Origin of the sequence: Curtobacterium sp. PhB146, from assembly GCF_004342995.1 — a bacterium.
GTDB lineage: Bacteria > Actinomycetota > Actinomycetes > Actinomycetales > Microbacteriaceae > Curtobacterium.
Window position 1 is genome coordinate 937,720 of record NZ_SMBN01000001.1, and the last position, 24,592, is coordinate 962,311.

The 24,592-nt window shown below is 71.2% G+C and carries 25 protein-coding genes; 12 read left to right on the forward strand and 13 right to left on the reverse strand.

What is annotated here, in order from left to right; all coding sequences use genetic code 11:
* Positions 1 to 67 precede the first annotated feature (67 nt).
* The 6 genes from EDF33_RS04600 to EDF33_RS04620 all read left to right on the forward strand — a co-directional run bounded on the left by EDF33_RS04600 (position 68) and on the right by EDF33_RS04620 (position 5,465).
* Positions 68 to 958, forward strand: a complete 891-nt coding sequence (locus EDF33_RS04600; RefSeq protein ID WP_132099400.1) for an SDR family oxidoreductase — start codon at positions 68 to 70, stop codon at positions 956 to 958.
* Positions 955 to 3,471, forward strand: coding sequence for an ATP-dependent DNA ligase (locus tag EDF33_RS04605; protein WP_132099401.1), 2,517 nt, complete (start codon positions 955 to 957; stop codon positions 3,469 to 3,471). The genes EDF33_RS04600 and EDF33_RS04605 overlap by 4 nt, the downstream gene beginning before the upstream one ends.
* Positions 3,472 to 3,649: 178 nt before the next feature.
* The gene (locus tag EDF33_RS20055) at positions 3,650 to 3,805 is read left to right on the forward strand and encodes a hypothetical protein (RefSeq protein ID WP_159570798.1); all 156 of its coding nucleotides are present in this window, start codon (positions 3,650 to 3,652) and stop codon (positions 3,803 to 3,805) included.
* 153 nt (positions 3,806 to 3,958) lie between these two features.
* Positions 3,959 to 4,573 carry an RNA polymerase sigma factor gene (locus tag EDF33_RS04610; RefSeq protein WP_243692353.1) on the forward strand — a complete coding sequence of 205 codons (615 nt, stop codon included), beginning with the start codon at positions 3,959 to 3,961 and terminating at the stop codon, positions 4,571 to 4,573.
* Complete coding sequence (locus tag EDF33_RS04615; RefSeq protein ID WP_123937329.1) at positions 4,570 to 5,139, forward strand: hypothetical protein; 570 nt, start codon at positions 4,570 to 4,572, stop codon at positions 5,137 to 5,139. Before EDF33_RS04610 ends, EDF33_RS04615 begins: the two co-directional genes overlap by 4 nt.
* The gene (locus EDF33_RS04620; protein WP_123937330.1) at positions 5,136 to 5,465 is read left to right on the forward strand and encodes a hypothetical protein; all 330 of its coding nucleotides are present in this window, start codon (positions 5,136 to 5,138) and stop codon (positions 5,463 to 5,465) included. The genes EDF33_RS04615 and EDF33_RS04620 overlap by 4 nt, the downstream gene beginning before the upstream one ends.
* A gap of 3 nt (positions 5,466 to 5,468) precedes the next feature.
* Here the strand turns inward: EDF33_RS04620 and EDF33_RS20060 are convergent, their stop codons facing one another.
* From EDF33_RS20060 to EDF33_RS04645, 6 genes are all read right to left on the reverse strand, one after another.
* Positions 5,469 to 5,645: a hypothetical protein gene (locus EDF33_RS20060; protein WP_165901280.1), complete on the reverse strand. Its 177-nt coding sequence runs from the start codon at positions 5,643 to 5,645 to the stop codon at positions 5,469 to 5,471.
* Between the two features lie 11 nt (positions 5,646 to 5,656).
* The gene (locus tag EDF33_RS04625; RefSeq protein WP_132099402.1) at positions 5,657 to 6,649 is read right to left on the reverse strand and encodes a TIM barrel protein; all 993 of its coding nucleotides are present in this window, start codon (positions 6,647 to 6,649) and stop codon (positions 5,657 to 5,659) included.
* A gap of 159 nt (positions 6,650 to 6,808) precedes the next feature.
* The gene (locus EDF33_RS04630) at positions 6,809 to 7,492 is read right to left on the reverse strand and encodes a fumarylacetoacetate hydrolase family protein (RefSeq protein ID WP_131881839.1); all 684 of its coding nucleotides are present in this window, start codon (positions 7,490 to 7,492) and stop codon (positions 6,809 to 6,811) included.
* 33 nt (positions 7,493 to 7,525) lie between these two features.
* The gene (locus EDF33_RS04635) at positions 7,526 to 7,741 is read right to left on the reverse strand and encodes a hypothetical protein (protein WP_123339076.1); all 216 of its coding nucleotides are present in this window, start codon (positions 7,739 to 7,741) and stop codon (positions 7,526 to 7,528) included.
* Positions 7,722 to 8,072 (reverse strand): hypothetical protein, encoded by a 351-nt coding sequence (locus EDF33_RS04640; RefSeq protein ID WP_123937334.1) that lies wholly within the window; start codon positions 8,070 to 8,072, stop codon positions 7,722 to 7,724. Before EDF33_RS04640 ends, EDF33_RS04635 begins: the two co-directional genes overlap by 20 nt.
* A 93-nt stretch (positions 8,073 to 8,165) precedes the next feature.
* On the reverse strand, positions 8,166 to 10,562 hold the full coding sequence (locus tag EDF33_RS04645) for a phosphoketolase family protein (RefSeq protein WP_132099403.1): 2,397 nt from the start codon (positions 10,560 to 10,562) through the stop codon (positions 8,166 to 8,168).
* A gap of 197 nt (positions 10,563 to 10,759) precedes the next feature.
* Here EDF33_RS04645 and EDF33_RS04650 point away from each other — a divergent pair, with 197 nt between their 5' ends.
* Positions 10,760 to 11,440 carry a hypothetical protein gene (locus tag EDF33_RS04650; protein ID WP_132099404.1) on the forward strand — a complete coding sequence of 227 codons (681 nt, stop codon included), beginning with the start codon at positions 10,760 to 10,762 and terminating at the stop codon, positions 11,438 to 11,440.
* 66 nt (positions 11,441 to 11,506) lie between these two features.
* Here the strand turns inward: EDF33_RS04650 and EDF33_RS04655 are convergent, their stop codons facing one another.
* Both EDF33_RS04655 and EDF33_RS04660 read right to left on the reverse strand, forming a co-directional pair.
* Positions 11,507 to 12,109, reverse strand: a complete 603-nt coding sequence (locus tag EDF33_RS04655; protein ID WP_132099405.1) for a DUF1992 domain-containing protein — start codon at positions 12,107 to 12,109, stop codon at positions 11,507 to 11,509.
* Between the two features lie 13 nt (positions 12,110 to 12,122).
* Entirely contained in the window at positions 12,123 to 13,952 is a 1,830-nt protein-coding gene (locus EDF33_RS04660; protein WP_132099406.1) for a glycoside hydrolase family 15 protein, read from the reverse strand.
* A 599-nt stretch (positions 13,953 to 14,551) separates the two neighbouring features.
* Between EDF33_RS04660 and EDF33_RS04670 the strand changes: the two genes are divergently transcribed.
* From EDF33_RS04670 to EDF33_RS04685, 4 genes are all read left to right on the forward strand, one after another.
* Positions 14,552 to 15,718, forward strand: a complete 1,167-nt coding sequence (locus tag EDF33_RS04670) for an RtcB family protein (RefSeq protein WP_131881909.1) — start codon at positions 14,552 to 14,554, stop codon at positions 15,716 to 15,718.
* A 109-nt stretch (positions 15,719 to 15,827) separates the two neighbouring features.
* Positions 15,828 to 16,661, forward strand: a complete 834-nt coding sequence (locus EDF33_RS04675; protein ID WP_123293429.1) for a DUF1206 domain-containing protein — start codon at positions 15,828 to 15,830, stop codon at positions 16,659 to 16,661.
* Positions 16,662 to 16,800: 139 nt separating this feature from the next.
* Complete coding sequence (locus EDF33_RS04680; protein WP_132099408.1) at positions 16,801 to 17,676, forward strand: SMP-30/gluconolactonase/LRE family protein; 876 nt, start codon at positions 16,801 to 16,803, stop codon at positions 17,674 to 17,676.
* A 71-nt stretch (positions 17,677 to 17,747) separates the two neighbouring features.
* Entirely contained in the window at positions 17,748 to 18,827 is a 1,080-nt protein-coding gene (locus EDF33_RS04685) for an alpha/beta fold hydrolase (protein WP_165918712.1), read from the forward strand.
* A 99-nt stretch (positions 18,828 to 18,926) separates the two neighbouring features.
* On the opposite strand, the gene EDF33_RS04690 is transcribed toward EDF33_RS04685, so the two are convergent.
* From EDF33_RS04690 to EDF33_RS04710, 5 genes are all read right to left on the reverse strand, one after another.
* Positions 18,927 to 20,120, reverse strand: coding sequence for an FAD-dependent oxidoreductase (locus EDF33_RS04690; RefSeq protein ID WP_132099410.1), 1,194 nt, complete (start codon positions 20,118 to 20,120; stop codon positions 18,927 to 18,929).
* 14 nt (positions 20,121 to 20,134) lie between these two features.
* Positions 20,135 to 20,935: an SDR family oxidoreductase gene (locus tag EDF33_RS04695; RefSeq protein ID WP_132099411.1), complete on the reverse strand. Its 801-nt coding sequence runs from the start codon at positions 20,933 to 20,935 to the stop codon at positions 20,135 to 20,137.
* Between the two features lie 7 nt (positions 20,936 to 20,942).
* Positions 20,943 to 21,449, reverse strand: coding sequence for a DNA starvation/stationary phase protection protein (locus tag EDF33_RS04700; RefSeq protein ID WP_132099412.1), 507 nt, complete (start codon positions 21,447 to 21,449; stop codon positions 20,943 to 20,945).
* A 111-nt stretch (positions 21,450 to 21,560) separates the two neighbouring features.
* Positions 21,561 to 22,073 carry a MarR family transcriptional regulator gene (locus EDF33_RS04705; protein WP_123293435.1) on the reverse strand — a complete coding sequence of 171 codons (513 nt, stop codon included), beginning with the start codon at positions 22,071 to 22,073 and terminating at the stop codon, positions 21,561 to 21,563.
* A 152-nt stretch (positions 22,074 to 22,225) separates the two neighbouring features.
* Complete coding sequence (locus EDF33_RS04710; protein WP_111086916.1) at positions 22,226 to 22,783, reverse strand: NAD(P)H-dependent oxidoreductase; 558 nt, start codon at positions 22,781 to 22,783, stop codon at positions 22,226 to 22,228.
* A 121-nt stretch (positions 22,784 to 22,904) separates the two neighbouring features.
* Between EDF33_RS04710 and EDF33_RS04715 the strand changes: the two genes are divergently transcribed.
* Positions 22,905 to 24,560, forward strand: a complete 1,656-nt coding sequence (locus EDF33_RS04715; protein WP_243692354.1) for an alpha-amylase family glycosyl hydrolase — start codon at positions 22,905 to 22,907, stop codon at positions 24,558 to 24,560.
* Positions 24,561 to 24,592: the final 32 nt, after the last annotated feature.

The following is a 24,592-nucleotide window of genomic DNA, read 5'->3' on the forward strand; positions in this document are numbered from 1 at the left end:
CCGACGGGTTCTCCACAGATCCGGGTTCGCTGGACCGTCGACCGGTCGACGCGAGCACGATGGGCGCATGAGCCAGCTCGACAAGCAGGACCCGCGCTCGCAGTTCGCCAGACCGCCGTTCCCCGCGCAGACGCAGCAGGGGTCCGGGCTGGCCAGTGCGATGGACCCGCCGCCCGACCACGGCGAGGTCTCCTACCTCGGCACGGGGCGCATGCGGGGGTACCGCGTGCTCGTCACGGGTGCCGACTCCGGCATCGGCCGAGCCGCGGCGATCGCGATGGCGAAGGAAGGGGCCGACGTCGCACTGAACTCCCTGCCCGAGGAGATCGACGACCTGACCGAGGTCCGTGACGTCATCGCCGACCTCGGTCGCAACGCCGTGATGCTGCCCGGTGACCTGACGGACGAGGGCTTCTGCGACGATCTCGTCCGGACGGCGGTGCGCGACCTCGGCGGGCTGGACGCCCTCGTCCTGGTCGCCGGACACCAGCTGGTGCACGAGGACGTCACCGAGCAGTCGACCGAGGACTTCGACCGCACGATGAAGGTCAACCTGTACTCGCTGTTCTGGCTGGTCCGGGCAGCCGTGCCGCACATGGCGCCGGGCAGCGCGATCGTGACGACGAGCTCGGTGTCCGCGTACCAGCCGCAGGACCGCATGATCGACTACGCGGCGACGAAGGCCGCGATCACCACCTACACCAACGGCCTCGCGCGGCAGCTCGCGGCGAAGGGCATCAGAGCGAACTCCGTGGTGCCCGGGCCCGTGTGGACGCCACTGCAGCCGATCAGCTACCCGGGCGACGAGATCGCACGGTACGGCCAGGACACCCCCTTCGGCCGGCCGGCGCAGCCCGTCGAGCTCGGCAGCGCCTACGTGTACCTGGCGGGGCCGGAGTCGTCGTACACCTCGGGCACGACCCTGACGGTGGCGGGAGCGACCGGGGTGGCGCTGTGAGTCCGGCGGCCCGCAAGACCGTCGTCCTGGTCGGCGAACGGCGACTGGCGCTGACGAACACGGACAAGGTGCTCTACCCCGAGACCGGCACGACCAAGGGGCGGGTGATCGAGTACTACGAGCGTGTGGCGCCGTGGATGATCCCGCACGTCAAGGACCGCCCGGTGACCCGGAAGCGGTGGGCGAACGGCGTCGACGGCAAGGTCTTCTTCGAGAAGAACCTGCCGGACTCCGCGCCCGACTGGGTCCGCCACCACACCATCCACCACTCCGAGCACGACAACGAGTACCCGATCGTCGACGACCTGCCGACCCTCGTGTGGATGGCGCAGCAGGCCGCGCTGGAACTCCACGTGCCGCAGTGGCGGTTCGGCCCGCGCGGTGGGCAGCAGAACCCGGACCGGCTCGTGCTCGACCTGGACCCCGGCGAGGGCGTCGGCCTGCCCGAGTGCGTCGAGGTGGCGGTCGCGGCACGCGAGATCCTGCACGGCATGGGGCTCGACCCGTACCCGGTGACCTCCGGTTCGAAGGGGATCCACCTCTACGCCGCCCTCGACGGCCGGTCGACCACGGCGAACGTCTCCGACGTCGCGCACGAACTCGCGAAGGCGCTCGAGCACGACCTGCCCGACCTGGTGCTGTCGTCGATGAGCCGGGCCGAGCGGACGGGCAAGGTGTTCGTCGACTGGTCGCAGAACAACGGCAACAAGACGACGATCGCGCCGTACTCGCTGCGCGGCCGCGAGCGGCCGACGGTCGCAGCACCCCGCACCTGGAAGGAACTCGAGGAACGCGGGCTCGCGCAGCTCACGTTGGACGAGGTCCTCGAACGCCTGCAGGCGCACGGGGACCACCTGCACCCGGTCGCCTCCGCCTCGCTGGCCGTCGGGCGCGACGACCACGGTCACTGGGACAGCGACCGGACCGAGCGTGCGAACGAGGCCGAGCAGCCGGCTCGCGACCGGCTCACCGCCTACCGCGCGAAGCGCGACGCCTCGAAGACGCCGGAACCGGTGCCCGAAGGAGCCCCCACGGTCCGGAAGGACGGCACCCCGACGTTCGTGATCCAGGAGCACCACGCCACCCGCGACCACTACGACTTCCGGCTCGAGCACGACGGCGTGCTCGTGAGCTGGGCATTGCCCAAGGGCGAACCGACCGACCCGGGCAAGAACCACCTGGCCGTGCAGACCGAGGACCACCCACTCGAGTACGGCGCGTTCGAGGGCACGATCCCGAAGGACGAGTACGGCGGCGGCACGGTCACGCTCTGGGACGACGGCACCTACGAGCTCGAGAAGTGGCGCGAGGGCGAAGAGGTCATCGTCACCCTGCACGGTCGGACCGGCTGCGCTCGCCGACTGGCGCTCCTGCACACCCGCGGCCGGGGCGGGGCGGGCGACGAGAAGAACTGGCTCATCCACCGCACGAAGGAGCAACCCGACAAGCTGGCGGACGCCGGCGTCGCGACGGACGCGGGGCGGGCCTCCCGTCCCTCTGCCGCGCACCGAGACGGACAGCGGCGCATCAGCGGAGCCAGCCCCGCGGGCACCGCTCCGGGAGACCGACGGACCATGCAGGCCACCCTGGCGAACGACGCACCCCGGCTGGACCCGGCCGACTGGGCGTTCGAGATGAAGTGGGACGGCGTCCGTGCGCTCGCCACCGTCCGGGACGGCTCGGTCACGCTGCGGAGCCGGAACGACAACGACCTGACGGAGCAGTACCCGGAACTCCAGGAACTCGGCGACCGTGCCGGGGTCGACGGCGTCTTCGACGGCGAGATCGTCGCGTTCGACGACCGGGGGCGCCCGAGCTTCCAGCTCCTGCAGAACCGGATGGGCCTGACGAAGGCGCGTGAGGTGCGGTCGGCGCAGCAGACGACCCCCGTGCGGTTCCTGCTCTTCGACGTGCTCGAGGCCGACGGGCACGAACTCACCCGCCTGGCGTACGACGCCCGGCGGCAAGCGCTCGAGACGGTCGTCGAGCCCGGCGGGGCGATCGACGTGCCGCCAGCCTCGCAGGGTGACCTCGACGGCGTGATGGCGTCGTCGCAGGAGCAGGGCCTCGAAGGGGTCGTCGCGAAGAAGCGCAGCTCGAAGTACGCCGAGGGCAGGCGGTCCGAGGCCTGGCTGAAGCTGAAGCACCACGCCACGCAGGAAGTCGTGGTCGGTGGGTGGAAGCCTGGCAGTGGTCGTCGAGCGGGCGGGATCGGCTCGTTGTTGCTCGGCGTGCCCGGTCCGGACGGTCTCGAGTACGTCGGCAAGGTCGGCACCGGGTTCCGTGACCGCGACCTCGACGAGATCGCCGCAGCGCTGCGACCGCTCGACCGGAAGACCTCGCCGTTCGTCGACGTGCCCCGGATCGACGCACGGGACGCGCACTGGGTGACGCCGAAGCGGGTGGGCGAGGTCGAGTTCGCCGAGTGGACCGGTGACGGACGCCTGCGGCAGCCGTCCTGGCGGGGCTGGCGGCCGGACAAGGACCCCGAGGACGTGGTGCGCGAGCACTGACCTGCTCGCCGGACCGGCCGCCCTGTGCCAGCTCGCGAACGCGCTGATGCGTGCGCATGGGGTCCGCCCGTGGCGAAATTCCGTCCCCCGTCCGGCGCCCGGGCGGGGGACGTTTCCACCCGTCCGGCCGCCGGTCCGCCGCCGACTGTTACGTTCGCCGGGACGAAAGGGCCTGGGGATGAGCTCGAGCAAGTACCTGCCGCCGTACACGGCCGAGGAACGCGTCGCGATCAACGGGGATCGTGCCGCACGGATCCCGGTCGATCCGGGGGCCGTGGTGACCGACACCGAAGCGACCTACGCGGACTTCCTCGCCGACGAGACCGACGAGTAGCCGCCGGGGCGGGGGAGAAGACGGCCCGTGCACCGGATCAGGGAGCGCACGGGCCGCCGTCGAAGCACCGTGACCGACCCTTCAGGGATGGCCGGCCACGGCGCGCTCGCACCAGGCGCGCGGAGGCGTACCTGGTAGGCACGTACTAAGGACGTGACGAACACCCGATTCGTCACACGAGAATCCGAGATCCGCGAAGAGGAGCTGCTCCTGTCCAGCGACGAAGCCCTCGCGGCGTTGTCCGACGCCTCGCTCGTCGAGCGCAGCGCCGACGGCGACACGGCCGCGTTCGGGGTGCTGATCCGTCGGTACGGACCGCACATGTGGGCCTACGCGGCTCGGATCCTCGGGTACGGCGACGGCGAGGCCGACGACGCCGTCCAGGAAGCCGCACTGCAGGCCTGGCAGCGCATCGACCGGGTCGAGGACCCGGAGCGGGTGCGCAACTGGCTCTTCCGGATCGCGGCCAACAAGGCCCTCGACCGGCTCCGCGGGCGGCACCCGCACGCCGACCTCGAAGCGATGGTCGACGCCCCGGACGAACGACCCGTCGACGAGGTGGTCGCCACCCGGATGCAAGTGCGGGAACTCGCGCGTATCGTGCAGGCACTCCCGGATGCACAGCGCGCCGTCTGGGTGATGCGCGAGGTGGGTGGGGCGCCCTACGCCGAGATCGCCGAGGCGACCGGGTTGCCCGCGCCGACCGTCCGCGGGCTGCTCGCACGTGCGCGGCGACACGTGCTCGAACAGATGGAGGGGTGGCGATGACCGACGACGTCGACGACCGTCACGGTGCCTTCACGCTGGACGAACTCTCCGACTACCTCGACGCCGACCGGACTCCTGTCCGGGCGGACATCGAGGGTGACCCCGAAGCCGTCGCCGCACTCGAGCGGCTGCAGGCCCTGCGGGTGGCATCACGGGACCTGCTCGACACCGAGGCATCGGCGGACGGCGACGAGCGCTGGATCAGCTCGGTGCTCGCGTCCATCCGGACGACCGCCCACGCCGGACGGGACATCCCCGTCCCCGACGACGATCCGGCCGCGCACCTGGTCGTGACCGAGGGGGCTCTGCGCGGACTCGTCCGCACCCTCGGTGACGACGTGCCCGGTGTCGTCGTCCGGCGGACCCGGTTCAGCGGGGACGTCGGGGTCCCCGGCGGTGCCGTGGACGTCGACGTCACCATCGTGGCCACGCTCGAGGCATCGGTGTCGGACCGTGCCGAGGCGCTCCGGGCGCACATCACGTCGGTGCTCGGCGCGCACGCACCGTTCCGGATCCGCAGTGTCGTCGTCCGCGTCGCCGACGTCGTGGTCGGGGGCACACCGTGACCGCGGACGTCCGGGTGCTCTCCCGCGAACTCACCTCCGTCGTCCTCGCGGTGCCGGGCGTCCGGTCGGTCCTGCCGCCCGGACCCGGGCTCGCCACGCTCGTCCGCGACGTCCGCTCCGTGCTCGAGATCCCGCGGGACGGTGGGGCCGTGCTCGTGCAGGACCGCCCGGACGGGGCGCGGATCCGCGTGGTCGTCACGACCGACCGGGCCGTGCCGACGATCACGGTCATCCGGGCCGTGCGTGACGCCGTCGTGACCGCAGCGCGCCACTCCCTCGGGGCATCGCCCTCCGACGTCACGGTCCGCGTCGTCGAGATCGACTGAGCGTCAGGCGGCCGGTGCCGGTCCGTCCGACGGCTCGGCGTCGTCCGCGACGGGGAGGTCCTCGTCGACGAGCTCGTCCTCGCCGGGTTCGGACACCTCGGCCGCAGCGGCCTTGGCCTCGTCGATGGACTCCTGCGAGCGGCGGAGGAGGTCGTCGTCGTGTGCAGTCTGGTCGCTCATGCTCCAGGAGGCTACGCGGGCGTGCCTGTGTCGGCGTCCCGGCGTCCGGCCGGGCGGTGCGACCCCCAGTGTGTCCTGCCCCGCGGATCGGTCCGGGGGTGGGGCGGCTCGAAGTCGACCGCCGAGGTCGGAGCCGGTGACGAGGGCATCGCCGGCGCGGCCGGTGCGCCGTACGCGTCGGCCGCGTCGAGCACGGCCCGCGTCGCCGCCGCGGCCGTCCGCAGGGCGTCGCCGATCGGCATCGCCCGGTGGCCGGGGGTCCGGACCTCGACGCCCCACGGCTCGTCGAAACCGAGCTCCCGGACGGTGCGCACGAGCCCCGGCAGGTCCCACGCGCCCGCTCCGGGCAGGTACCGTGCCTCGCGGGCCTCTTCGGACAGGGTCATGCCGGCCGGGGTGTGCAGGAGCCCGTCGCTCAGTTCGACCGCCGCGAGCGTCGCGGGCGCGACCGCCTGGCGGATCGACGCCAACGTGGACCCGCCCCGCAGGGTGTGCATCGCGTCGAGCAGCAGCCCGCCGTTCGGGTGACCCGCCGCCGCGACGAACCGCGAGGCCCGTTCGATCGTCGGCAGGTTCGACCACGGCTCGGGTTCGAGGACGAGCTGCGCGCCGACGGCCGCGGCCTGGTCGGCCAGCACGGTCCAGTCGTCGGCCATCGTGATCGGTGAAGCGCCGGGCAACGTCGTGTCGGCACGAGCGATCACCTGCCAGGCGCGGAGCGCCGCGGCGGCCTCGAGGACCACCCCGCGGTCGGCGGCGTCGTCGTCGGTCCGGCTCGTGCACGTCCACCAGCGGTCGAGCGGCCCCAACTGGACCCAGACGATCCCCGCACCGTCGAGCATGCGGCGGAGTTCGGCGAAGCCCGTCGTCGCACGCACCTCGTGCAGGTCGTCGAGCGACAACGAGAGCCCGGCGAACCCGGCGGCACCGACCGCGTGGACGCGATCTCTGATGGGCTCGTCGCCCGCCCACGTCCACGACGTCGCCAGCAGATCGTGTTCCATCACGGCCGTACCTCCGTCATCCCGGAGCAGCTGCAGACGCCCGTCGCGATGGTCCTGCCCCGTGTGTGCGACGCCGCGATCCCCACCTGGCGTCGCACCAGGGATACCCAGCGTGTCTGCGAGCCCTCCCAGCGGCGCGTCACACTGCGGAAACGCCGGTCAGACGATGCGGGTGCGGACCGTGCCGATGCCGGCGATCGTGCCGACGACGAGTTGTCCGCGTTGCAGGACCCCGACCCCCTCGGGCGTCCCCGTCATGAGCAGGTCCCCTGGGGCGAGCGTCACCGATCGCGACAGCGCCGCGATCGTCTCCGCCACGGACCAGATCTGCTCGGCCAGGTCACCGACCTGCCGTCGTTCGCCGTCGACGACGAGCTCGATCGCACCAGCCGTCGGGTCGATGCCCTGCGCCGGGACGATCGCGCCGATCGGTGCCGAGGCGTCGAACCCCTTCGCCGTGTCCCAGGGCCGACCGAGACGCTTGGCCTCGGCCTGGAGATCGCGTCGGGTGAGGTCGATGCCCACCGCGTAGCCCCAGACGTGGGTGAGCGCGTCGTCGACGCTGATGTCCGCGCCGCCGGTGCCGATCGCGACGACCAGTTCGACCTCGTGCTCGAGCTGCGCCGTCTGCGGCGGGTACGGGGTGTCCGCGTCGTCGACGACGACGGCGTCCGCCGGCTTGGTGAAGAAGAACGGCGGCTCGCGATCTGGGTCGTGACCCATCTCGCGTGCGTGCGCCGCGTAGTTCCGACCGACGCAGAAGACGCGTCGGACGGGGAAGCGTGCGCCCGTGGTCGTGGGGACGGTCGGGAGGCTCGGGGCCGGGATGACGAGGTCGGTCACGGTCTCAGCGTGGCAGGCTCGCAGGGCGTCGGTTCAGCTCTCACCGAAGGACGCCTCGTACTTGAGCTTCCGCGCGCGGGCGCGCTCCTGCCGTTCGCGCCACTCGATCCGCATCTGCGCGAGCTCTTCTTCGGCGCCCTTGGCGCGCATCAGCGGACCGTAGTGGGGGCTCGCGAGGAGCCGTGGTGTCGTCATCTCGCGGTTGTCGAGCCATCGTTTGAACTCTTCATCAGTCAGCGTCGAGATCATCTGCGTGCACTCCTTCCTGTTGTCTCCGGGCTTCCGCTCGTGCTGCCTCGAAGTCAGCGAGCGCCGTGGACGTCCATGTGTCGTCATCAGTCGTCCAGCTCCGGGTCACCAGTGCCGCGGACATCACGGCAGCTGCCGCGCGCCTGTCCTCGTCATCCGAGGTTGCTCGGTCAGCGACCCACGACCAACGCTGCCACCAGAGGTCGCGATGCCCCAAGAACTCCGTATTTCGCCGACCGGCGCGCCCGTCGAGCACCGAGGCGACGAGTGCGCCCACTGCGACGGACGCGCTCGTGACCGACACGAGTGCACTGATCCAGCCGATGTCCATGCCCGCCACCCTGACGCCACAGGGCCGGCCACGCGGCGGGCGTGACCGGTTCTGTGGACGGTGATCCGGGCCTCCCGGCCTGTGCAGGAGGGATCAGGCAGACGGGCCCTGCGGCCACCCCGAGAACTCCCACCCGTCGACGGTCGGGTGGTCCTCGCCCCGTGAGTAGGCGTACTCGCGGGCCGCGTCCCGTGCGGCGGACAGCCGGTCGAGCAACTCGGCGTGTGCACCCGCATCGACCCGCGTCAGGGCGTCGTGCGCCAGCGCGAAGCGGTCCATCTCGTTCCGCATGAGCATGTCGAACGGCGACGTCGTCGTGCCCTGCTCCAGGAACCCGTGCACGTGCAGGTCGTCGTGGCCGTTGCGCCGGTAGGTCAGCTGGTGCACCAGCGACGGGTACCCGTGGAACGCGAACACCGTCGGGGTCCCGGGCAGGAAGAGCTCGTCGTACCGCTCGTCGGGGATCGGGTGCTCGTGCTTCCGGGGATCGCCGAGGGCGAGCAGGTCGACGACGTTGACGACCCGGACGCCGACCCCGGGAGCGTGCTGCCGGATGATGTCCGCGGCGGCGACCGCCTCGACCGTGGGGACGTCCCCGGCGCAGGCGAGGACGACGTCGACGCGACCGACGGACTGCTCGGTACCGGCCCAGTCCCAGACCCCGAGACCTGCGTCCGCGTGGGCGACGGCGTCCTCGAGGGACAGGAAGACGGGCTCGGGGTGCTTCCCGGCGACGATCACCTCGATGCGGTCGGTGGTCTCGAAGGCGTGTGCCGCGACGGCGAGCAGCGTGTTGGCGTCGGCGGGCAGCTTGATCCGGACCAGGTCCTGCTGCTTGGACGCGACGACGTCGAGGAACCCGGGGTCCTGGTGGGAGAACCCGTTGTGGTCCTGCCGCCAGACGTGCGACGACAGCAGGATCGACAGGTTCGACACGGGCGCACGCCAGTCGATGTCGGTCGAGGACTCGAGCCACTTGGCGTACTGCCCGACCATCGAGTCGATGATGTGGGCGAACGCCTCGTAGGTGTTCAGGAGCCCGTGCCGGCCGGAGAGGACGTAGCCCTCGAGCATGCCCTCCAGCAGGTGCTCGGACAGCACCTCGGTCACGCGTCCACGGGCAGCGAGGTGCTCGTCGCCGACCGCGCGTTGTGCCCGCCACACGCGCGAGGTGACGTCGAAGACGGCGTCGAGCTTGTTCGAGATCGTCTCGTCCGGGCCGAAGAGCCGGAACGACGACGGGTTCTTCGTGATCAGCGCTGCGAGCCACGGGCCGAGCGTGCCGGTGGCCGAGGCCGTCGAGCCGGCGGGGACCCCGTACGCGTCGAGCGCGGGCCGGTCGAGGGCCGTCCGGATGCGCCCGCCGTTGGCGTGGGGAGTGGCGCTCATCCGGTCGTCGCCGGTGGGACGGATCGTCGTCATGATCCCGACGGGGTTCCCGTCCGCGTCGAAGAGCTCCTCGGGTCGGTACGACCGCATCCACTCCTCGAGCTGGGCGCGGTGTGCGGAGTTCTCGCGGACCTCGGACAGCGGCACCTGGTGGGCGCGGAACGTCCCCTCGATCTGCTGGCCGTCGACCTCCTTCGGCCCGGTCCACCCCTTCGGACTGCGGAGGATGATCATCGGCCAGCGCGGGCGCAGGTCGGCGGCGCCGGCGGGTTGCCCGGCAGCCGCACGTTCGGCCTGCGCCCGAGCTGCCGCCTGGATGTCGTCGATCGATGCGAGCGCTCGACGCAGAGCACCGTCGAACAGCGCGTGCACGGCGTACGGGTCGTCGTCGACCCGCTTCGAGTCCACCACGATCGGGTCGTAACCGAGGCCACGGAAGTAGGCGGTCAGGTCCTCACCGGGGATCCGGGCGAGGACGGTGGGGTTCGCGATCTTCCACCCGTTGAGGTTGAGGATCGGGAGCACGGCACCGTCGGACACCGGGTCGAGGAAGGTGTGTGCCTGCCACGACCCCGCGAGCGGGCCGGTCTCCGCCTCGCCGTCGCCGACGACGCACGCGACCACCAGGTCGGGGTTGTCCAGGGCCGCTCCGTACGCGTGGGCGAGGGAGTAGCCGAGTTCGCCGCCCTCGTTGATGGACCCGGGTGTCTCCGGTGCCGCGTGTGACGGGATCCCGCCGGGGAACGAGAACTGCCGGAAGAAGCGCTGCAGGTCGTCGTCCGCGTACAGCTCGCCCCACGTGCCGTCGAGCCAGGCGTTCGCGTTCATCGCCGGGCCGCCGTGGCCCGGGCCGCAGACGTAGAGGAACTCCCGTCCGGTCTCGGCGATCAGCGCGTTGCAGTGCGCGTACACGAGGTTGAGGGCGGGCGAGGTGCCCCAGTGTCCGAGCAGCCGGGGCTTGATGTCGTCGGGCTCGATCGGCCGCCCCAACAGCGGGTTGTCCAGCAGGTAGATCTGCCCGACCGTCAGGTAGTTGGCGGCACGCCACCAGGCGTCGACCGCCCGGAGTCGGTCGGTGGTGGAGAGCTGTGCAGAAGCCATGCCCCCACGCTACGAAATGCCGGTCCCGTGAACCTCAGGAAACCCGTTCCAAACCGATCGCGGGGGTGCACCGAATGAGTTGCACAGGGCAAAAGCCCAGGGCGCTCTCCGGTCAGACATGGCCGTTGTTCAGCGTACGCACAGGAGCATACGTCGGCCGTCGGCCGGGGTGCCCACACAGCAAAGGATTGATCACCATGCGCAAGAGCCTGAAGACCTCCATCACCCTCGCCACGACCGGCGCCCTCGTGCTCGGCGGTGCCGCGTTCGGCATCTCCTCCGCCCAGGCCTCGACCCCCCAGGTCCACACGGTCTCGTCGTCGTCGTCGAAGATCCCCGCACCGGTCGCCTCGGTCCCCGAGGTCCTCGGCGGTTCCACCGCCGTGAAGCTCGACTCCGGCTTCACCGACGCCCTCACCGCCCTCAAGCTCACCCCCGGCGTCTCCGGGGACGCGACCCTGGCGGACGGATCGGTGTCGTTCCCGATCACCGCCGGGTCGGTCACGTACTGGTCGCCGGACGGCAACTACAAGCCCTACGTGCAGGGCCTGCTCAACCACGACGACTCCGGCCTGACCCTGAAGGCCGGCGACACCACCGTCACGCTCGAGAACTTCGTCGTGAACCCGGGCTCCTCCAAGCTCTACGGTGACGTCCTGGTCAACGGCAAGGTCGCCGCGTCCAACGCGTTCCTGTTCGAGCTCTGGGGCGGCTCCCTCAAGCCCCTCCAGCTCGAGGGCGACAACGCCATCCTGACCGGCACCACCGTCCACGTCTCCGAAGACGCCGCCGGCCTGCTGAACAAGACCTTCGGCACCGACGCCGTCAAGCGCGGCCTCCTCGTCGGCACCGCCACCATCACCGCACAGATCAAGTAACACCCCGCACCACCGCACCACACGTGAAGGGCCGCCCCGGGCAACCGGGACGGCCCTTCACCACGTTCAGTGACGCCGGCGCCACCACCGGCGGCGACGGTCGTCAGACGCGGCCGTCAGAGCAGCCGCAGCCGCAGCGGCGGACGCGAGTCGGGCCTCCCGGCGGGCATGCCACGCGACCAACTCGTCGTCGACGTCCCGCAGCGGCGTCACGACCGGAGGCCCACCGAGCAGCTGACGTCGGGCTTCCTTCACCCGGGCGTTGAAGTCCACCAGGACATCGCGCACGTCGGCCGCTGTGGACAATGCGTCGAGGGCATCGTCGAGTTCCGCGTCCTCGGTGCGGAGTGCGAGGGCGGGAGGAGCGATGCCGCGGATGTCCTCGCGTTCGATCTTGGAGCGGATCCACCAGTCCGGGTCGTGCTGCCCGTCGTTCCCGGGCAGGGGCTTGCCGTGGTACGGATTGCCCTCGAAGACGCCGCGGCGCTCGGCCTCCTCGATCTGCGCCCGAGCATGCGCGGCGACGTCCGCCGCCTTCAGCAGCCGGCGTTCCTCACGCACCTCGTCCGGATCGAGCGACCCCCGCTCGATCTCACTGTCGACCAACTGCTGGTAGCGGTAGCGAGCGGCCCTGCGGAGCCGGTCCATCCGTGCATCGACGTCGTTCATGACCCCTCCATGATCACTCCGAGCGGTCGTCCTCGCCAGTCAGTTCCTCGATGGTCAGCGCTGCCTGGATGAGCGCCAGGTGCGACAGCCCCTGGGGGAGGTTGCCCATGAACGAGCCGTCCTCGCTGATCATCTCGCTGAACAGCCCGACGTCGTTCGCCTGGCCGACCATCTCGTCCATCAGGGTCCGTGCGTCGTCGATCCGGCCCGTGCAGGCCATCGCGGCTGCGAGCCAGAACGAGCACGCGACGAAGGGCGACTCCTCGTCCTCGATGCCCGAGTAGCGGTACACCAGCGGTCCGCGCTGCAGCTGCTCCTCGATCGCCCGGATGGTCGACGCCATGCGTGGGCCGCGGTCGAAGGAGCTCATCGCGTGCAGCAGGATCGACGTGTCGAGCGCGTCCGAACCCGGGTACATCACGTAGTGACCGCGTTCCTCGTCCCAGCCGTGTTCCGCGACCCACTGCGTGATCAGTTCGCGGTTCTCGACCCACTTGGCGCGCGGCCCGTCGATCATGCCGGCATCGTGGAGGTCCACCGCGGCGTCGAGGGCCTGCCAGCAGCCGATCTTGCTCGTGACGTAGTGCTGGGTGTCCTCGAGCTCCCACATGCCCGAGTCCGGTTCCTCCCACCGGTGGCAGGCGTCGTCGGCGAGTTGCTGCAGGACGGCCGCGGTCTTCCGGTCCAGGACGTTGCCGGCGTTCACGTACTGGCGCAGGATCTCGAAGACGTCACCCCAGACCCCGAGCTGCAGCTGGTCGCCAGCGCGGTTGCCCACCGTGACCGGGCCGATGCCGTTCCACCCGGGGACGTCGCGCTCCTCGACGTCGTCGCTCTTCGTGCCGTCGAGCTCGTAGAAGATCGGCATGTCCTCGTCGTGCTCGGCGATGGTGCGCATCACCCACGACACCGCCGCGTGGGTCTCCTCGCGCAGGCCGAACCGGGTCAGGGCGTGCACGGTGTACGACAGGTCGCGCACCCAGGCGAATCGGTAGTCCCAGTTCTTGCCGCCGGTCCGGTCCTCGGGCAGGCTCGTGGTCGGCGCCGCCGCGATCGCTCCGGTCGGCGAGAAGATGAGCAACTTCAGGGCGAGGGCGCTGCGCTGCACCGCTTCGGCCCAGGGGCCGTCGTAGGAGAACTCCTCCGACCAGGTCGCCCAGTTGTCGATCGTGCGGTCCATCGCGGCGAGTGCACTCTCCGGCCGCGGCATGAAGATCGGCTCGTCGTGCGTGCCCACGATGGTCAGGATGTGCTTCGATCCGTCGCCGGTGGTGAACCGGCCGGAGAAGCGCGGGCGGTCGTCGTCCACCGGGTCGAACCCCTGCTCGACGATCGCGATCGTGATGCCGTCGATGCCGATGACGGCGCCGTTCGCGGTGTCGAGGCGCTTCGGCTCAGCGGTCCCCAGCAGGGTGCCGGGCACGACGGCCCACTCGAACTCCACGGACCCGTTGACCCCCTGGACACAGCGCGCGACCTCGGCCCACGGCAGGCGACCGGCGACCCCGGTGACCATCGCGTCCGTCACCGTCGCCCGCCCGGACGGTGTCGTCCACGTGGTGACGAGCACGTTGGTGCCGGGCAGGTACTCGCGGGTGACCTCGGCCGATCGGTCCACCGGGCGGAGCGCCACGTGGCCGCCGTGTTCGGCGTCGAGGATCTCCGCGAACACGGGCGGTGAGTCCATCGAGGGGATCGGCAGCCAGTCGATCTGTCCGTCGCGGGCGATGAGCGCGACGGTCCGACCGTCGCCGATCGCTCCGTAGGTGCGGAGCGGGGCGTAGCCGTCGGTGCGTGCGTGGGTGTCGACCGCGTCGAGGGTGTCTTCGGTGCGCTCCGTCATGCACCCAGACTGCCCGCGCCCGAGGCGCGACCATCAGGCGGACGTACCCCGCTGTGGAGGACGCCCGCCGTCCTCCCTCGCAGGCGCGGTCCGCGCGGCCCGCGCAACGCTTCGCGTCGCCGCTGAGCGGGCCGCGCCGGCTGTGGACGACCGCGACACGCCCGGGTGAGTTGCGCATCCCGGGCGTGTCGCACTACTGTCGCTCTCCTGCCCGCCGGCAGGAACGCCAGCGGCACCAACGCCGCCGGCAGGAACGCCAGCGGCACCAACGCCGCCGGCAGGAACGCCCGTCCCGGGCACACCGGAAGGACCGCGCATGCGCGCCGTGCAGCACAACGAGGAACGCGTCGAGCTCCAGCTCGACGCGACCGCCGTGCTGCCCGAACCGCAGCGGCAGTGGTCCCTCCGCTATCCCGCGTAGGCACGGAACGTCCCACGACGCCCCGTGCCCACCCGGCCCGGGGCGTTCGTCGTCCTGCTCATCCTCGCCACGTCGCGCTCGACGTCGCCCGGAGCGCAGGCCGGACACCGTCCCGGACCGTCATCGAAGACCGTCCAGACGACCGTCCAGACGACCGTCCTGAAAGCGAGACGAAGCAATGAAGAAGATCAACGACCGACTGCTGAGTTGGGCCTCGATGCTCGAGGACAACACCGAGCAGCAGGCCCGCACGACCGCACGCATGCCGTTCGTGTTCCCGCACCTGGCCCTGATGCCGGACGCCCACCTCGGCCTCGGCGCCACCGTCGGTTCCGTCATCCCGACCCTCGGCGCGGTCATGCCGGCTGCCGTCGGCGTCGACATCGGCTGCGGCATGATCGCGGTCCGGACCCAGTTCACCGAGGCCGACCTGCCCGACGACCTGCAGGAGCTGCGCGAGCAGATCGAGCGCGCGATCCCGCTGTCGGCCGGCGCGTCGAACCGCAAGATCGTCGCGACCGCCGCGCCGCGGATCGCCGAGCTCGAGGCGATGGCCGACGCCGCCGGGTTCGACCCCGCACAGGCGCACGGCGGCTGGCGCAACCAGCTCGGCACGCTCGGCTCCGGGAACCACTTCATCGAGGTCTCCCTCGACGAGCAGGACCGGGTCTGGCTCTTCCTGCACTCCGGATCGCGGGGCGTCGGCAACAAGATCGCGCAGCGGCACATCACGGTCGCCAAGCGGCTGATGGAGCGCTGGTGGATCCAGCTGGCGGACCCCGACCTCGCCTACCTGGTCGAGGGCACGCCGGAGTTCGACCGGTACATCGCCGAGCTGCGGTGGGCACAGCACTTCGCCCTGCTCAACCGCGAGGAGATGATGGACCGCGTCGTGCGGCAGCTGTCCGAGGTCGTCGGTACCCCCGTCGACGAGCAGGAGCGGATCAACTGCCACCACAACTTCACGCAGCGCGAGACGCACTGGGGGAAGTCCGTGTGGGTGTCCCGCAAGGGTGCGATCCAGGCGACGGCAGGTCAGGCCGGCCTGATCCCCGGGTCGATGGGCACGGCGTCGTACGTCGTCGAGGGCCTCGGCAACAAGCCGTCGCTCGAGTCGTCGCCGCACGGAGCCGGCCGGCTGTTCTCGCGGAGCGCGGCACGGCGGACCTTCACCCACGACCAGCTGCGGGAGGCGATGGTCGGCATCGAGTACCGCGACACCGACGCGTTCCTCGACGAGATCCCGGGCGCGTACAAGCCGATCGACCAGGTCATGGCGGATGCGTCGGACCTCGTGTCGATCCGGCACACGCTGCGGCAGGTCGTCAACGTGAAGGGCGACTGACGGGAGGCGCGGGTGCAGCCCGCCCCCGCGCCGCCCGTCCGACGTCGGTCCGCGTCCACTGCCCGGCGCGGCCCGGACAGACCGGCCCGCGTCGGGCACGCTTGACCGGATGAGCGACACAGCAGAGCACGCAGCACGGGAGACCGGACGACAGGTCCGACGAGCGGCGGACAGCCGCTGGTTCGAGCTGACCGCTCGCGCCGGCTTCGTCGGCAGCGGCATCGTCCACCTGCTGATCGGGTACCTCGCGATCCTGCTCGGCATCGGCAACGCGTCCTCCGGCGGTGAGACGGACCAGTCCGGAGCACTGCAGCAGATCGCTGCCGTGCCGGGCGGGGTCTTCCTGCTCTGGCTGATCGCGATCGGCACGGCAGCACTCACCGTGCGGCTGATCGTCGAGGCCGTCGTCGGCGGCCGGTCGGACAGCACGCGTGGGTGGCTCGCCCGGGCGAAGGACGTCGCGAAGGCCGTGGTCTACGGCATCATCGCGTACTCGTCGGCGTCGTACGCCCTCGGCGCCGGGTCGAGTTCCAGCAGCTCGTCGCAGAGTGCCGCAGCGAAGACCCTCGCGACGCCCGGCGGGGTGTTCGTGCTGCTCCTCGCCGGCGCGATCGCGGTCGCGGTCGGCATCGGGCTCGTGGTCATCGGGTGTCGGCGGACGTTCCGGAAGCAGATCACCCGACCGTCCGGGACGCTCGACCGGGTGGTCACGGTGCTCGGGGTCGTCGGGTACGTCGGCAAGGGCATCGCCGTGGTCATCGTCGGTGTGCTCATCGGTGTGGCCGGACTGCGGAGCGACCCGGAGCAGGCGACGGGCCTCGACGCGGCGTTCGACGCCGTGCGCTCGATGCCCGGTGGCGTGTTCGTCCTGGTCGCGATCGGCATCGGGTTCCTCGCCTTCGGCGTCTACAGCTTCTTCCGCGCGCGGTACGCCCGCCTCTGATCGAAGCGGGGCCTGCGGACTTTCGTGCCAGGCGACACTCCACGCGCCCGCGGTCCCGTGAGGTGTCGCCCAGCGCGTGAACTGGTGGGCAGCGCGCCCGGCTGAGGGAGCACGGAGCCGGCGCCGGTAGACCGGTCCGATGAGCACCAGCGCGACGACCGGGCCCGTGACCGTCTTCTCCGACGCCCGGGCGGTCCTCGCCGAGAGCATCGTGTGGGACCCGCCGGCGCAGCTGCTCCGCTGGACCGACATCACCCTCGGCACCCTCGTCACCGCGCAGTCCGACGGCACCGTGGTGTCGACGGTCCCGCTCCCGCCGCCGCTCGCGAGCTTCCAGCCGCGGGCCTCCGGTGGCTTCGTCGCAGCGCTCGGGGACACCGTCGTCGTGACGGACGAGCACGGCGTGGTCGAGCGCGAGCTCACCCGCGTCGAGCACGCCACGGCCGGGCTCCGGTTCAACGAGGGCAAGTGCGACCCGTTCGGCCGGTTCCTGGTCGGCAGCATGAACCTGACGACGGGCGAGCCGGACGGTGCGCTGTACTCGGTCGAGGCGGACGGCACGACGCGACTGCTCCGTGGCGGCTTCGGCGTGACGAACGGCTTCGAGTGGTCGGACGACGGCACCGTGATGTACGTCACCGACACGAGTGTGTCGACGATCTACCGCGGGTCGTACGGCCCGCACGGCGAACTCGGCGAGCTCGAACCGTTCGTCGTCGGCCACGCCCACGACGGCCTGGTCCGCGACGACGAGGGCTGCTCCTGGAGTGCGGTCTACGGCGGCGGCCGGGTGGAGCGGTACGGCCCTGACGGATCGCACCTCGAGACCGTGGAGCTGCCCACCCCGAACGTGACGTCGGTGGCCTTCGGCGGCCCCGACATGTCGACGCTGTTCGTCGCCTCGGCACGGGAGAACCTCACCGAGGAGCAGCTGGAGCAGCACCCGTCCTCGGGAGCGATCCTGGCGGTGCCGACGCGGGTGCACGGGTTCCCCGCGAACACCTTCAGCGGCTGACCGGGCGGGAGCGCACGCTGCGGCGGTGTCCGCGGGTATCGTGGGCGCTCGCCCGACCCGAGGAGACCCACGTGAACGACGAGCGCACGGCAGCCACCCCGGACCCGGCCGGCGAACTCGCGGAGGCCGAGAACGCCGACGTCACCGTGGAGGTGGACCGGGTCGCGGTCGACGGCACGTACGTCCGCGTGAGTTCGATCGGCGAGCCGGGGGAGCGTGCCTTCCTGCTCGTCGCCGGCCTCGGCATCGCGGCCACCTACTACGAGCGGCTCGCCCCGCACCTCAACGAGAACGGCCCGGTGCACGCCCTCGACCTGCCCGGCTTCGCAGGCGTTCCCCGGTTCCGCGGGAAGGTCTCGATCGAGCGGTACGCCGACGCCGTCGAGAAGGTCATCGACGACCTCGGCCTTGTCGACCCGGTCCTGGTCGGCCACTCGATGGGCACCCAGGTCGTGACCGAGGTCGCGGCGCGTCACCCGGAGATCTCGGACCTCGTGCTCATCAGCCCAGTCGTCGACTCGCACGCGCGCACGGTCCGCCAGTCCGCGTTCCGGTTCCTGCGGTCGACCCTGCACGAGCCCTCGGCGGTCCGGTGGCACGGCATCACGGCGTACGCGCTGTGCGGATGGCACTGGTTCTCGAAGGTGCTGCCACGGATGATCGCGTTCCCGATCGAGGAGCGCGCGGCCCACGTGCAGGCGCGCACCCTCATCGTCCGCGGCGAGCACGACGCGATGGTCCCGCGGGACTGGATCCGACGGCTCGCGCGGGTGTTCCCCTACGCAGTGCTGCGCGAGGTCGTCGACGGCGCACACTCCGTGATGCACGCCCAGGCCGACGCGGTCGCGCGGCTTGCGGTCGCACACGTCGACCACCGGCTGCCGGACCGCGGGGTCGGTTCGCTGCAGCGGGTGCGCGACGACTCGACGGCGTCCGACCTGTCGCGTCTGAGCCCGAGCGAGGCGTGGATGCTCGTGAAGTCGCGCTTCGTCGAACTGGTCGGCATGGCGAAGAACGACGACGAGACGCTCGAGGCGGCGAAGTCCGCCCACGCGGTCGCGATGGCCGACGGGGACGACCTGCCGGTCGACCCGGTCGACCGCAAGGCGGTGGTCGACGCCGTCGCACCCGAGGCCGACCCGAACCGCTGACACCGGGCACTGCAGGCGACGTACAGGAGGCCCGGTGCCGGTTCTCGGAACCGGCACCGGGCCTCCCGTCGGTCGCGTCCAGGGCGACCCGTGCGCCGGTCAGGCCGTGATGCGGCCCGGCAGCATGTCCGACGTCAGGGAATTCGCCTCGGCGAGGACCTTGCGGGCCTCGTCGGTCTTGTCCCACACGTTCCAGAGCAGCACGCCGCGCACCGTGTCGTCGTCGTCCAGGTAGTAGACGACACCGGTGACGGTCGGGTCCTGCCAGTCCTCGACGGTCCGGAGCTTCGTGGAGACCTGCCCCACCGCCTCGTACCCCATGTCGAAGACGTCGGAGTAGAACATCGGCGTGTGGTCGTAGGTCTCGTCGGCATCGGCGAGGTTCCGGCCGGCCTGCCGACCCTGCTGCTGCGCGTTGTCGACGTGCTCGACCCGGCGGGTCCCGAGGATCCGGTCCGGGTACTCGGCGACGTCGCCGGCCGCGAAGACCGAGTCGTCGTCGGTGAGCAGCGTCGACGAGACCACGATGCCGTCACGCACCGTCAGGCCGGCGTCAACGGCGAGCTGGGTGGCGGGCTCGATGCCGAGTCCGGCGACCACGGCGTCGGCATCGAGGACCGTGCCGTCGTCGAGGGTGAGGGTGACGCCATCGGCCGTCTGCGTGCCGGACTCGACCCGGCGTCCGAGCCGGAGGTCCACGCCGGCGTCGACGAAGCGCTGTTGGAACGCGCGCGCGAGGTCGTCCGGGAACATCCGCCCGCCCACGATGTCGTCGGGGTCGACCAGGGTGACGCGGGCGCCGTTCTGCACGACCCCCGCGGTGATCTCCTGGCCGATGTAGCCGCCGCCGACGACGACCACGTGCGCCCCGGCGTCGGCGAGCTCGCGGAGCTTCCGGTAGTCGTCGGCGCTGCGGTAGTCGAGCACGCGGTCCGAGGGCTCCAGGCCCGGCAACCCGCGGGGCTTGCCGCCGGTCGCGATGAGCAGCCGCTCGTAGCCGTGGGTCTGGCCGTCGGCCGTGGTCACGGTCTTCGATGCACGGTCGATCCCCGTCACCGCGGTGCCGAGGACGAACGACGCCCCGGTCTCCTCGGTGTGCAGGTCGACCTTCTCGTCCCAGCTGAAGTCCGGGTCGGTCCACAGCTTCTTCGACAGGGCCGGGCGGGCGTAGGGGCGGTCGACGTCCTCGCTGAGGATGCCGATCGTGCCGTCGGCGTCGAGCTCGCGGACACCGCGGGCGGCGGCGTCGGCGACCATCCCGCCGCCGATGATGAGGTATCGGTAGTCGGTCACGGTGCCTCCCGGCGTCAGATCGTGGCGACCGAGCCGGAGTCGACCCGGTAGTTGGAGCCGTTGACGAAGCTCGCGAGGTCGGAGCAGAGGAACGCGATGACGTTCGCGACCTCTTCCGGCTCACCGCGGCGCTTCAGCTCCATGTACGGACGTTCCTCGTCGAGGAAGCTCGTGATCGCGTCGTCGAAGCTCTGGTTCGTCTCCTTCGCCCGCTTGTTCATCATCGCGTCCGTCATGGGCGTGTGGATGAACGCGGGGCTGACGGTGTTCACGAGCACGCCCTCCTGCGCGTAGGTGCGCGACAGGCCCTTCGCGAACGACAGGACCCCGGCCTTCGCGGCGCAGTAGGGCAGTTCGTCGTCGTAGGGCTGCGAGGCGTCCTCGGACACGAGGTACACGATCCGGCCCCAACCGCCCTGCCGCAGGTCGCCGATGAACTCGCGCGTGATGCGGACCGGACCCATCAGGTCCACGTCGATGGTGTCGGCCCAACCCTGCTCGTCGATCTCGTGGAACAGTCCCTGGGCGCCGGTGACGCCCGAGGACTGCACCAGGATGTCGATCGCGCCGACGGCGTCCCGCACCTTGCCGTGCAGGTCCGCCAGGCTCGCCGCGCTCGTCACGTCCGCGGCGAACGCGTGCAGTCTGCCGAGCGGCGCCTCGAGCTGGTCGGCGCTGTTGTCGAGCTGCGCCTGGTCGAGGTCACTCACGACCACGGTCGCACCCTCCGCCAGGAGGATGCGAGCCGTGTTCCAGCCGATGCCGGAGTCGGCACCGAAGACGAGCGCGGTCTTGCCCTGGATGCCGAGGTCCACGGGACCCCTAGGCGTGCGCCGAAGCGTCGGCGACCGCGGGCGTCGTGGTGGAGGCCAGCGGCGTGCTCGGTGCGCGGTTCTCGGCCGAGACCATCCACGCGAGCTGCTCGAGGCGCTCGATGAAGCCGTGGAGCAGGTCCGCGGTCGTCGGGTCCTCGTCGTCGACCTCGTCGTGCACGTCGCGCATGGTGCCGGTCGCCTGGTAGAGGCGGAGCGTCACCTGGTCGATGGCATCGTGGGTCGTGATCTCGCCGTCGGGGAACTGGTCGAGGTGGCTCGACGCCGCGACCGTGCTCGAGCGTCCGTCCGGCACGACGTACAGGGCGCGCATGCGCTCTGCCGTGTCGTCGGCGAACTCGCGTGCGGCATCGACGATCTCGTCGAGCTGCAGGTGCAGGTCGCGGAAGTTCGTGCCGAGGATGTTCCAGTGGGCCTGCTTGCCCTGGAGGTGCAGGTCGATGAGGTCCACGAGGACCGCCTGGAGGTTCTTGGCCATCTTGTCCGAAGCGTGCATGGTGGTGGCTCCTTTCGCGTCGGTGACCCTTCCGGTCTACGCGGTGCGGCCGTGACCACTCTCAGTGCGCACGGAACCGCACTGTCCCCCGGGGTGGTGGCGGGGCGGAGCTCAGTGCGCGGGGGCCGGGTCGACCTGGTCGACGGCGCCGCGCATCTGCTCGAGGAACGACGCGACGATGCGTGCCTCGTCCGCTGGCAGTCCCTCGGCGATCGACATCATCCGGCGGTGCATGATGCCGAGGGTCGCGCGGACCTCGTCATCGGTCTCGGTCGTCGGGGTGATCACGAGCGCTCGACGGTCGGTGGGGTGCGGGTCGCGGCGCACGTGGTTCGACTTCACCAGGCGGTCGATCAGGATCGTGGTCGACGCCGACGAGATCTTCAGGTAGGCGGCGAGGTCCTTCGGGCTGACGCTGCGGCCCGAGCGCTGCGACTGCAGCAGGAAGCGCACGGCGAGCAGGTCGGTCTCGCCCATGCCCATCGAGTCGCGGGTGCGGCGGCGCATCGCGGTCTCGGCGGCCCGGTAGCGACGCAGGGCGTTGAGCACGGCGACCCCGCGCTGGGTCGCGTCGTCGTCGGGGAACCAGTACCCGGACGCCTCGGTGATCTCCTGCGTTGCCATTGCCACAGGCTAGTCCGTCTCGTATGGAGGCCGTCTAGCGACTTCCTGTGGGTGTGCCTGCTCCGTTCCCGCATGCAGGACGGGAGGCCCGTGGCGGGGTCGCCACGGGCCTCCCGTCCGTCCTGTGGTGCGGTCGACCGCACCCGGTCGCTCTACGCGGCGGCCTGCTCGGTCGAGGCGTCGGCGAGTGCGTTCAGCGCGCCCTGGACGAGCGAGGTGACCTCGGCGTCCTCGCGCGGGTGGGTCTCCGCGAAGCGGACGACCGACTGCGGGATCGCGACCTTGACGTCCTCGAGGACCTTCGCACCGGCGATGCCGGCGACCTTGCGGGCGTCGTCGTGGGCCCACACGCCGCCGTACTGCCCGAACGCGGAACCGATGGCGGCGAGCGGCTTGCCGGACAGCGGCGAGGCGCCGAACGGACGCGATGCCCAGTCGAGGGCGTTCTTCAGCACGGCCGGGATCGTGCCGTTGTACTCGGGGGTGACGAGCAGGACGGCGTCCGCGGCGGCGATCGCGTCGCGGAAGGCGACGGCGGCGGCCGGCGGGGTGTCGCCGTCGATGTCCTCGTTGTAGAACGGCAGGTCGACGATGCCGTCGAACGTGGTGACCTCGATGCCCTCCGGCGCGTGGTGCGCCGCGGCCTCGGCGAGCTTGCGGTTGATGGAGTCGGCGCGGAGGCTGCCGACGAGTGCGAGGACGTTCGTCATGGTGATCCTTCTGGTTCGAGACGTTGTTCTGGGACGGAAAGGTGTCTGCGACAACCAATCCGAGCCTACGGCGTGCTATTCCCAGACCGCTGGGTACGGTGGCGATGGGTACGGTGGCGACGTGAGCACGCTTCGGACGCCGGCCAGCACGCCCCGCACGACGAACCCGGACTGGTGGCGCGATGCCGTCGTCTACCAGGTCTACCCACGCAGCTTCGCGGACTCGAACGCCGACGGCCTGGGCGACGTCGCGGGCATCACCAGCCGCGTGCCCTACCTGGCCGCGCTCGGCGTCGACGCGATCTGGCTCTCGCCGTTCTTCCCGTCGCCCCTCGCCGACGGCGGGTACGACGTGGCCGACTACCGGGCGGTCGATCCGCGACTCGGCTCGCTCGAGGACCTGGACGCCCTGCTCCGGGCCGCGCACGAGCACGAGCTGCGGGTGATCGTGGACATCGTGCCGAACCACACCTCGGACGAGCACGAGTGGTTCCGGGCGGCGCTCGCATCCGCGCCGGGCTCGCCGGAACGGGCGCGGTACGTGTTCCGCGACGGAAGCGGTCCCGCCGGGGAACTGCCGCCGAGCGACTGGGTCTCGAACTTCGGCGGGAGCGCCTGGACCAGGGTCGCGGACGGTCAGTGGTACCTGCACCTCTTCGCACCCGAGCAGCCCGACCTGGACTGGTCCAACCCTGAGGTCCGTGCGGACTTCGAGGACACGCTGCGCTTCTGGTCGGACCGCGGGGTCGACGGCTTCCGGGTGGACGTCGCACACGGCCTGGCGAAGGACCTGTCGACGCCGTACCGCGCATCGAACGAGCACGCGCTGCCGCTCGACGGCTCCGACCCGCTGTACGACCGCGACGAGGTGCACGAGGTCTTCGCGTCCTGGCGCACCGTGCTCGACGAGTACGACCCGCCCCGGGCCGCCGTCGCCGAGGCCTGGGCACCGGCCCCGCGACGCGTCCTGTACGCCCGGCCCACCGAACTCGGGCAGGCGTTCAACTTCGACCTGCTCGAGGCGCCGTTCGAGGCCGCTGCGTTCCGGAGCATCATCGAGCGGAACCTGGCGGCGTCCGAGCAGTCCGGTGCGTCGAGCACCTGGGTGCTCTCGAACCACGACGTCGTGCGGCACGCCAGCCGGTACGGTCTGCCGGACGACACCGACACCGACGCGTGGTTGCTGACGGACGGGACCACCCCCGAGCTCGACCGCGAGCGGGGCCTGCGCCGAGCCCGCGCCGCGACCCTGCTGATGCTCGCGCTGCCCGGGTCGTCGTACGTCTACCAGGGCGAGGAACTCGGCCTGCACGAAGCCGCCGCGATCCCGCGTGACCAGTTGCAGGACCCGAAGTGGCTCCGCTCCGGACACACCGTCAAGGGCCGTGACGGGTGCCGTGTGCCGATCCCGTGGACGACCTCCGGGCCGTCGTTCGGCTTCGGTGACGTCGCGCCGCTGCTGCCGCAGCCCGCTGACTTCGGGGCGTCGTCGGTGCAGGCGGAGGACGGCGATCCCACGTCCACCCTGACGCTGTACCGGGCAGCGCTCGACGCGCGTCGCCGGTTGCAGCAGGGGGAGGAGCTCACCTGGTTGGACTCCGACGACCGCGTCGTGGCCTTCGCCCGGCACGACGGGTGGCGGTCGGTCACGAACTTCGGCACGACGCCCGTGCCGCTGCCGTCGGGTGACGTCGTGGTCGCGTCCGGGCCGCTCGGTGACGCGGCCGGCGTGCTGCCGGGTGTCCTCCCCGGCGAGACGACGGTCTGGTTGGCCTGAGCGGACCAGCTCCGTCCGTTCTCCTCCACAGC

Coding starts and splice junctions, on each gene's coding strand:
- EDF33_RS04615 (WP_123937329.1), top strand. CDS start 4,570: ATGACCGACGACGTCGACGACCGTCACGGTGCCTTCACGCTGGACGAA.
- EDF33_RS04640 (WP_123937334.1), bottom strand. CDS start 8,072: ATGGACATCGGCTGGATCAGTGCACTCGTGTCGGTCACGAGCGCGTCC.
- EDF33_RS04710 (WP_111086916.1), bottom strand. CDS start 22,783: ATGACGAACGTCCTCGCACTCGTCGGCAGCCTCCGCGCCGACTCCATC.
- EDF33_RS04680 (WP_132099408.1), top strand. CDS start 16,801: ATGAGCACCAGCGCGACGACCGGGCCCGTGACCGTCTTCTCCGACGCC.
- EDF33_RS20055 (WP_159570798.1), top strand. CDS start 3,650: ATGAGCTCGAGCAAGTACCTGCCGCCGTACACGGCCGAGGAACGCGTC.
- EDF33_RS04670 (WP_131881909.1), top strand. CDS start 14,552: ATGAAGAAGATCAACGACCGACTGCTGAGTTGGGCCTCGATGCTCGAG.
- EDF33_RS04705 (WP_123293435.1), bottom strand. CDS start 22,073: ATGGCAACGCAGGAGATCACCGAGGCGTCCGGGTACTGGTTCCCCGAC.
- EDF33_RS20060 (WP_165901280.1), bottom strand. CDS start 5,645: ATGAGCGACCAGACTGCACACGACGACGACCTCCTCCGCCGCTCGCAG.
- EDF33_RS04675 (WP_123293429.1), top strand. CDS start 15,828: ATGAGCGACACAGCAGAGCACGCAGCACGGGAGACCGGACGACAGGTC.
- EDF33_RS04700 (WP_132099412.1), bottom strand. CDS start 21,449: ATGCACGCTTCGGACAAGATGGCCAAGAACCTCCAGGCGGTCCTCGTG.
- EDF33_RS04625 (WP_132099402.1), bottom strand. CDS start 6,649: ATGGAACACGATCTGCTGGCGACGTCGTGGACGTGGGCGGGCGACGAG.
- EDF33_RS04650 (WP_132099404.1), top strand. CDS start 10,760: ATGCGCAAGAGCCTGAAGACCTCCATCACCCTCGCCACGACCGGCGCC.
- EDF33_RS04655 (WP_132099405.1), bottom strand. CDS start 12,109: ATGAACGACGTCGATGCACGGATGGACCGGCTCCGCAGGGCCGCTCGC.
- EDF33_RS04600 (WP_132099400.1), top strand. CDS start 68: ATGAGCCAGCTCGACAAGCAGGACCCGCGCTCGCAGTTCGCCAGACCG.
- EDF33_RS04635 (WP_123339076.1), bottom strand. CDS start 7,741: ATGATCTCGACGCTGACTGATGAAGAGTTCAAACGATGGCTCGACAAC.
- EDF33_RS04645 (WP_132099403.1), bottom strand. CDS start 10,562: ATGGCTTCTGCACAGCTCTCCACCACCGACCGACTCCGGGCGGTCGAC.
- EDF33_RS04660 (WP_132099406.1), bottom strand. CDS start 13,952: ATGACGGAGCGCACCGAAGACACCCTCGACGCGGTCGACACCCACGCA.